This window comes from Paenibacillus turicensis, assembly GCF_017873435.1.
Taxonomy (GTDB): domain Bacteria; phylum Bacillota; class Bacilli; order Paenibacillales; family Paenibacillaceae; genus Fontibacillus; species Fontibacillus turicensis.
In genome coordinates, this window is sequence record NZ_JAGGKG010000019.1 from 82,135 (window position 1) to 90,854 (window position 8,720).

General features: G+C 37.1%; 7 protein-coding genes. 3 read left to right on the forward strand and 4 right to left on the reverse strand.

Features of this window, described 5'->3' with window-relative positions; all coding sequences use genetic code 11:
- Positions 1-101 precede the first annotated feature (101 nt).
- Together J2Z32_RS17620 and J2Z32_RS17625 are read right to left on the reverse strand one after the other, a co-directional pair.
- Complete coding sequence (locus J2Z32_RS17620; protein WP_210090503.1) at positions 102-743, reverse strand: TetR/AcrR family transcriptional regulator; 642 nt, start codon at positions 741-743, stop codon at positions 102-104.
- Positions 736-1,905, reverse strand: coding sequence for an MFS transporter (locus J2Z32_RS17625; RefSeq protein ID WP_210090514.1), 1,170 nt, complete (start codon positions 1,903-1,905; stop codon positions 736-738). The genes J2Z32_RS17620 and J2Z32_RS17625 overlap by 8 nt, the downstream gene beginning before the upstream one ends.
- 348 nt (positions 1,906-2,253) lie before the next feature.
- Between J2Z32_RS17625 and J2Z32_RS17630 the strand changes: the two genes are divergently transcribed.
- On the forward strand, positions 2,254-4,251 hold the full coding sequence (locus tag J2Z32_RS17630) for a methyl-accepting chemotaxis protein (RefSeq protein ID WP_210090504.1): 1,998 nt from the start codon (positions 2,254-2,256) through the stop codon (positions 4,249-4,251).
- A gap of 107 nt (positions 4,252-4,358) precedes the next feature.
- Here J2Z32_RS17630 and J2Z32_RS17635 read toward each other — a convergent pair whose 3' ends face one another.
- Complete coding sequence (locus tag J2Z32_RS17635; protein ID WP_210090505.1) at positions 4,359-5,552, reverse strand: Ger(x)C family spore germination protein; 1,194 nt, start codon at positions 5,550-5,552, stop codon at positions 4,359-4,361.
- Positions 5,549-7,048 carry a spore germination protein gene (locus J2Z32_RS17640; RefSeq protein WP_210090506.1) on the reverse strand — a complete coding sequence of 500 codons (1,500 nt, stop codon included), beginning with the start codon at positions 7,046-7,048 and terminating at the stop codon, positions 5,549-5,551. The genes J2Z32_RS17635 and J2Z32_RS17640 overlap by 4 nt, the downstream gene beginning before the upstream one ends.
- Before the next feature lie 209 nt (positions 7,049-7,257).
- On the opposite strand from J2Z32_RS17640, the gene J2Z32_RS17645 reads away from it, so the two are divergent.
- Together J2Z32_RS17645 and J2Z32_RS17650 are read left to right on the forward strand one after the other, a co-directional pair.
- Positions 7,258-8,367 (forward strand): GerAB/ArcD/ProY family transporter, encoded by a 1,110-nt coding sequence (locus tag J2Z32_RS17645; RefSeq protein ID WP_210090507.1) that lies wholly within the window; start codon positions 7,258-7,260, stop codon positions 8,365-8,367.
- Positions 8,364-8,591, forward strand: a complete 228-nt coding sequence (locus tag J2Z32_RS17650) for a hypothetical protein (RefSeq protein ID WP_210090508.1) — start codon at positions 8,364-8,366, stop codon at positions 8,589-8,591. Before J2Z32_RS17645 ends, J2Z32_RS17650 begins: the two co-directional genes overlap by 4 nt.
- Positions 8,592-8,720 lie beyond the last annotated feature (129 nt).

The window sequence follows — 8,720 nt, forward strand, 5'->3', positions numbered from 1 at the left end:
ATTGGAAGCGCTAACTCGCTTCCAATTTTTTATTTCTGTAAAGTTAGAACATAGAGAGGTCACACTCTTGCTGTATACTTTCTTTAATTTAATTTGAATAGTTATTCGTGGCAACTAATATGCTTAATCAACATGTCTATAAACTGTTGCCCCATATCATTATTTTGATCATCTACGGGGAATAAACTGAGTCTGGATAGTAACCCCATCATGCTTGTAAAGATGAACAGGGCAGATGTCCTAGCTTCTATTCCTGCTTGAATTGAGCCATCCCTTATACCTTGCTCAATGGGCTTAATAAGGAAATTTTCATTCTTTTGCATATCAATAAAATCTCTAAAATATTGCTCCAGCTCCTGCGACACTTCATTTTGGCTATTTTGTCCATAATGTAAGTCAAACATCAAAATCAATCTAATATGACTTGGATGTTCTTCTGCGTAATGTAGCCATGCTTCAAGTAATGTCTTAAGTTTCTGTAGCCCATTTGGCTCAATTTTTTGTGCTCCAGTTGTACTTATAAATTGAAACATGTCTTGAAGTAACACAATCTGAACCTCAAATATAAGCTCATGAATGGATTCAAAATGCTTATAAAATGTAACACGACTTACACCTGCATGCTCACATATATCCTTAATGCTTACATTCATCAAGCCATGAGACGCAAAAAAGGCTTTACCCGCATCGATGTATTGCTGTCTATGTTTATTTTTTACACCTTGGTGCCAACTTTCAGTCATGATCAAGGACCTGTGCTTTCATAGATTTTGTACCCTTTCTGTTCCATAATGTTAAAAATGGAGTTAATACAACGATAATAGCACCAAAAATATAAGGTGAATTTAAATTTTTGTCAAACAACCATCCTGCAATAATGGGTCCCAAAATTGTACCCACACTCATATAAGTAGCGCTTAAGCCAGAAGCGTAGCCTTGTTCTTCCCCAGCCAAGTTCGCAATGCTAGTACTTACCGTAGGCCGAAGAAAAGCGTTGAAAATAAAAAAGATAGATGAAACAAGCAAAAGATAAGCAAAGTTAATTTTGATCAGCATCAGTAAAAAGGCAACACCAATCATAATTAAAGAACTCCATAGGATTGCATTCTCTCCAAGCTTCTTAATGATTTTATCCAGTAACCACACTTGCACAACGATCCCAATAACGGCTCCAAGCATAATGATAATTGATATTTTGCTTGCATCAAAATTGTATTTTTGTTCTACGAATAAGGAAAACACAGTTTCGTAGTTAACGAGTCCAAAGGTTGAAATTAAAGTGAGTAATAAATAACGGAAATAAGGGGTTTGAAATGACTTTTTAATTTTACGCTTGATCGGTTCACGTTGCTGTGTTGTAGCTGGTAGTTGTTGCTTTTCTTTCTTTTTTAACGTTTCTGGCAAAAGGATAGAAAATACGGCTGCAATAAGACCTAAGCCAGAAGCGAAGTAATATGGCGTTCTAATGCCATATTGGGCGATAATCCCGCCAAGCCCTGGACCTAATACCATCCCTAAATTCATCGCGGCATTAATGTAACCCATTCCTTTTGCTCGTGTAACGGGGGTAGTTATATCGGCAACATAGGCCATGACGGATGGCACCATGAGACCAAGACCAATTCCACCAATAAAACGTGCTAAGTAAAGAAGGGGTAAAGTATGTAATGCTGCAAACATAAGATCCGAAATTACAGTCAGAAATAAACCTGACATTATCATCCCTTTACGTCCCCATTGATCTGATAGCCGTCCACCAATCGGTGAAAAAATAAACTGAGCAGCACCAAAGGCCGCCACTAAATACCCTGCTGCGGTACCTGCCGCATTAAATTGTTTCAGGTAATCAGGCAAAATAGGGATAACCATACCTTGACCTAACAAGGCGATAAATAAGTTAAGCATTAAAATAAATAGAGGAAGTTTAGAAGAAGTACGTAGTTGATTAGCCAAAATGATCGCTCCTTATCCTTACATATAAGTAATATCTCTAACAATAAAATGTGCGCTTGAATGGTTTACATATCGTAAACTATTTATGCGGCGTAAATCATTATAGTTTAATTTGGCTTTTTGTGTAAGTGTTTTTTATTTTTAAATGAAATATTGTATTAGGTGTTAAGTCCTGTGTAAAAAGTATGAAAAATTGTGAAAATTGTATGGCTTTCTGAAACGGTTATGGATATAATATTGAAAATACATATTTTCGAGTCATTTCGACATCTGAAAATGCGAGAGGAAGAGGGGCATCTTATGGGGATAATTAAAAGGTGGTTCAGTAGACTAAGCGTTCAAAACTTTAAGACCAAAATGATATTATCTTTTGTGCTTATCCTTGTGATTCCATCAAGTGTGATTGGACTATTAGCTACGAATACTGCCAGTGATACGATTAAGGAGCAGTTGATAGGCAGTGCAAGGGAGTCAGTGAATTCGCTTGACTCGTTGATTGATATGAGTGTTGAGCCTAAACTCCACGATGCTGAGTTTTTCTCTAAGCGCTTGAATTCAACTTTATTAGATGAGTCACAAAAACGTGCAGAGATTCAGCAATATTTTGATGATTATGCCGCATTACATCCTGAAGTAAGTCAAATCTATTTTGGTACTAAGGATGGAAAGTTTGTGGCGTCTCCTGACACGAAAATGCCTGAAGATTATGATCCTTCGAAACGTCCATGGTATGAAGCTGCAATAAAGGAGAAAGGCAAAGCTGTAATTAGTGAACCTTATTCTGCGATTGGGATAGAGGGAGTTACGGTAGCTGTTTCAATGGCAACTGCGGATGGCTCTGGTGTAATCGGAATTGACCTTAAGCTAGACACGATTGCAGAAAATGTAAGCAAAATTAAAGTTGGTAAAGCAGGATATGCAACATTGCTTGATAGAAACAAAAGCTTTATTACCCATCCATCCAAGAAAGCCGGAGAGGAAGCTAAAGAAGCTTATGAGCTAAAAATGTATGATGCTCCTGAAAACCAATATCAATATGAAGACACAGATGGAATCAGCAAATATTTAGTGTATAAAACAAATGAATTAACAGGCTGGAAAATCGCAGGGACATTTGTTAACGCTGAATTAGAGGAAGCAGTTTCACCAATTACCAACAAAACCTTGATCACGTTATTTGTATGTTTAGTGATCGGGATTGGCGCTATGATTTTTATTATTCGCTCGATCGTAAAACCAATAAGTACATTGAAAAAGCAAGCTATTTTTGTTAGTGAAGGTGATCTGACGCAGCAAATTGAAGTCAAAACCGAAGATGAGATTGGACAGCTTGGACATGCCTTCCATACAATGCAGCAGAAGCTTCGGACATTAATCGATGAGGTAGCCAAGACCACCAATCATGTTGCACAGTCCTCAGATGATCTAACGATGAGTGCGGAGCAGACAAGTGCGGCAAGTGAGCAGGTGGCATTGGCCGTTCAAGAAATTGCAGGAGGTGCAGAACGGCAAACGGTTGGATTGGATCACAATACAACTGCGTTAGAGGAAATATCTAAAGGCGTCATGTTGATCGCAGAACGCTCCAGTTCAGTTGCAGATTTAGCTAGGGCTTCTTCTAAACAGGCTGAGGAAGGTAGCGAATCATTAATTCAAACAGACAATCAAATGAATGCAATTTATCAATCTGTTTCAGACTCTAACCAAACTCTACAAACCTTGTATCAACGAAATAAGCAAATTGGTGATATTACAACCGTGATTAGTGAAATGGCTAATCAGACTAATTTATTAGCTTTAAATGCCTCGATTGAGGCGGCGCGTGCGGGTGAGCATGGCAGAGGTTTTGCGGTAGTTGCAGAAGAGGTGCGCAAGCTAGCGGAGCAATCAGCAGAATCAGCGAAACAAATATCAGGGCTAATTACACTCGTGCTTAATGATACAAATGAAGCTGTAAAAACGATGACAAAAGCGACAGAGGATGTACAGGAAGGACTTCAAGTCTCCGCAGTGACAATGGAGAAAATTGAAAAAAGCCTTGAAGGAATTAAAGAGACTTCACCACAAATTGATGAAATTGCAGCAACGGCTGAGCAGATTTCAGCAAGTGTACAACAAATCACCGCTTCAGCAGGTGAATTATCCTCCATTGCTGTTGGTAATGCCGCAACTTCGGAGGAGGTTGCAGCTTCCGCGGAGGAACAGCTTGCGTCTATGCAGGAAATCTCTTCATCTGCTCAAGTTTTATCGAATATGGCGACACAGTTAAAAGCAATTATTGCTCAATTTAAAATATAGCTAATTGTTAGCTAATAAGGAAAAATTGGGATAAGGTAACATATTAAAAGGTACAGTGCTTAAGTAAATGAAGCTTTTACTTAGGGCTGTACCTTTTTTTGGAAGATTTAATCTAACCCAAATCTATCTTTAACTGCTTGTGAAGTTGAACCTGAACGTTTAATGTTGATAAGTACTTGAATGTTAAAATCAACCTCGTTTTTGTAATAGTTACGCCAATCCTTTTCGATTTTCGCCCACTTTTTTGGATATTTAGCAGAAACATAATCCCCTATTCCGAGTACATCCGCCCCAACATTTTGTGTTTTATTCATTAAGTTTTTCGTGCTGTTAATGCCTAGCTCCTCTAAAGTTTGCTTGAGCTTATTTAAAGCATTTTTATCATGTAAATTAATATTTGAGTCTGAGGAAATAACATTGGCTTCCCCTTTCGTAGACATACTTATTGTTAACTTATTATTGTTAAATACAGGTTTGATTTTTGTTTGTAATGATTGAAAGATGATTCCAATCTTTTTTTTATCTGTAGGCGAATCCACACTCACCATTAAATCCTTTATTTGCGATAAAGCAACTAATGCCCCACGAGTTTCATCAAGGCCAAGGATTGGCGGAATAAATTTACCTTTTCGGAATATAGCAGATCTTCCTGCCCCTAAGCTTGGCTTGATCTGAGGATCAGCTAAAGAGTTTCTTTTTTCAAAATCTAACACGGGGACTAAGCTATCTCCACCAGTAGCATTTGACAATAGAAAGTCCCTGACTGTTACATCAAGCAAATTACTATTTTCAATGTAAGATTCTAATACTGTTACTGGGAAACGTTCGAAAAAAATTGGGGCTTGAGCTAGCTGCTCCCTTGCATTGCCTTCGATCATAAATATATTGTTGTTTAGTCGCATATAAGGGTTGCGGGAGGCAAACTCTAATACTTCACCAATCCCTTTCTTAGCATACTCACTGCCTACTATAATGTTATGAGCTTGTCTAAACGTAATTCTTCTAGATACATCAGACTGTATAGCTTGAAACGCATCTTCGATAGTATCACCAGTTTGAGTTACAAAGGTGAAATTTTTGGCTAGCTCTCCACTTCCAGATGGGGGTTGCCCTGGAATGAGCTTGGTTGTTAGTGGAAAACCTAAAGTAAGATCAATTCCATTTTTATTCTGGTCAATAATGACTAAGGATACAAATGCTCGATTGTTTAATTCAATAGATGAATAGCAGCCGCTAAGCAAAATGGATAAACCAGCAACGACCAAAATCAGCTTTAGAAGGTGAATTTTTGTTTGCTTCATTCTGCATTTTCTCCTTGTTGATTGTAACGCCAATCCCGACTTTTATTTGACTGACGCATAGCATTATGAGTGGAAAAATTTTTTGGCCGATATTTCATACGCCACCATGGTGTTCGAATTAAGGTATCCTCATAATCTCCATTATTCATTGGGGTAAATGGAGAAAGATAAGGCACCCCAAATGAGCTTAAATTAATCATATGAATGTATATAACAAGCAAGCCACAGGTAATACCAAATATTCCAAAAAATCCAGCAAGCAGCATGATTGGAAAGCGTAGAAGTCTAAAGGAAAGTCCCAGGTCAAAATTAGGAATAATAAAAGAGGCGATCCCAGTCAAAGAAACGATAATGACCATCGCTGCGGATACGATTCCTGCTTGTACTGCTGCCGTTCCAATAATAAGCGCACCTATGATAGACACAGCTTGCCCAATTGATTTGGGTATACGAATCGATGCCTCTCTAAGCGCTTCAAATGCCATTTCCATAATAAAAGCTTCCATTAAAGCTGGAAATGGAACAATTTCTCTTGAGGCTGAAACGGAGATGAGTAAGTCAAAGGGCATCATCTCAGGATGAAATGTTGTTACTGCAATATATAGTGACGGTAGCAATAGGGATATTCCAAAAAATAGCAATCTAACTATTCGAATAAAAGAGGCGAATATAAACGATTGATAATAATCCTCTGCGGCTTGTAATAACATCGGCAGCGTAACTGGAGCAAGCAAGGCAATAGGGGTGTTGTCTACTAATACAGAAATCCTTCCTTCTAATAAAGAAGCACAAACTGTATCCGGTCGCTCCGTATATTGCACCTGAGGAAATGGAGAATAGGGTGTATCTTGAATACACTCCTGCAAGTAGCTAGAGCCAAGCACACCATCAATTTCAATATAGGATAGTCTTCTTTTCATTTCCTTAATTAATTTCTCCGAGCATATTCCTTCAATATATGTAATCACAACAATGGTCTTACTCTGTTTGCCAATAATCATTTGCTCTGTTTTTAATTTTGGATTCCGAATTCTTCTACGAATTAGGGTGAGGTTAGTTTGAATACTTTCAACAAATGCCTCACGAGAGCCACGAATGACGGATTCATTAGCCGCTTCTTCAATAGAACGTTTCTCAAAATCGGTATAGGGAATTTCAATAATATAAGGGTTCCCATCAATGATAAGAAGACCATGTGCATTCATAATTGCATCTAGACCTTTTTCTAAATCGCAATATACGTTATTTTCTGAAATAAAGAGCTGATTGTTTTCAATAATATCTTGCACAAAGGTATCTTCATGTAACGAGATATATTCATCTAGTAATGCTAACAAATTTTTTTGTAATGTAACACTATCAAACATGCCTTGGATATAGATAAGAGCACAACGATGTTGGCTTTTAGTTAGAAATGTATTAAATATAACATCTGAGCAGTTTTCCAGCTTTGTTTTATACCATTGAAGTCGAATACTTAAATCCGTTTCATTCATCTTAATCCCTCCTTACAACAGTGAAGCCTACCTAGTATTTGAGATTTTAGTGCATTTTATCCATGGCAGTGATGCTTCATTAGTTAAGAGTGTTGTCCTCTCTTTAAAGCAAGAGTGGAATAAAAAGGATGATCTCAAGAGATACTTAGACAATATTGATAAATAAGTACGTATTTAGGTATTAGGAAGGGCTGAGGGGGGCATACAAAATGGAAGCAAAAGTTACACAAGGGCAGGTTTTCAAACTTATCGCTATACAATTGTTTACAACAATGATTGCATTTATAAGCAGCAACATTATTATATTAGGTGGTTATAATGGGCCGTTGAGTGTAATTTTGGGTTATCTTTTAGCACTAGTAATTATATATCCGATGATTGTATTAGCGCGGCGTCGGCCAAATGAGTTTTTCGTAATATATGGGAAGAGAATTGTTGGCAAATGGCTTCATCCGATTTTTGTTTTGATCATGACAATGGCTTTAATCTACATCGCTATCATCAACATGTGGCAGCTTAGTGATTTTTTAATCCATTTTTATTTAATTGGTACGCCAACTTGGGTCATTATAACGTTATGTGCTCTAATTATTGCCTATATAGCCTACTCAGGAGTGACAACAGTTTTCCGAGCGGCGGAAGGACTATTTCCAATTGTTATTGTTGCTTTTCTAAGTATTCCTTTATTTGTAAGTGATAATATAAGATGGTATATGGCAAAGGCTTTAATTAACCATCTTGATTTTATTCATACGTGGGCAGCAAGTTATACAGCCGCATCTATTTTTGGTGAGGTGGTATTTATTATTTTTATCATTCCTCATCTTACAATGGACAAGAAAATTTTTAAAATTATAAGCTCAGCGGGTGGTGTGTCTGTTGTAACCATTATGTGTCACCTTATCCCGTTACTGCTTATTTTTGGTCCCGATTTGGCAGGGAACTTCAACTATCCTGATCTAGAGCTGCTTCGTTTTATGCGGAGTGGATCTTTTCTTGAAACGTTAGATCCTTTATTAATTATTTTATGGGTAATTTGTATATTTATTAAAATCAGCTTTATTATGTACGTCGTTGCGACGGTGATTAGTCAGATGTTAGGACTAAAGGAATCAAGGCCAATCGTGTTGCCTGTGGTTGCTACTGTTGCATTGATGTCCTTAGTCGTAGTTCAATCTAGTGCACAATTTTTAGAGTTAGAGACATCAGGTTTTGCAACGATGTTAATGGTGGCTGAATTAATACCTATCCTTTATCTTGTTGTAGATCTTATCCGTTTTGGTAAAAAGAAGCCTGCTAAGCAAGGGGGAGCAAAATGATCGGAATCGCCATTGTTTTTGCTGCAATTAGTTGGATTGAATGGAAAAGCATTCAAAAGAAATCGGATGAGGATAAAAAAAAGAAATGGACGATTATGATTACAATAGCAACTCTTTTTATATTGTGTGAAGTATTATTTTTGTTACGAAATGTATTTCAAATTGATATTTTTGTAAAAATATTATTTGATAAGCTGGAAAAATGGATCTTGATGGAGCATTAATGGGAGGTAATTAGTACTTAAGTATAATTATGGATGGAATTTGATTTTAAGAGCATTCCTGTATTCCCTTAAATTTGGTCTTTGAAATAAAACGAGCACTCCCTTAAGATAATGGTGTCTACCAAAACA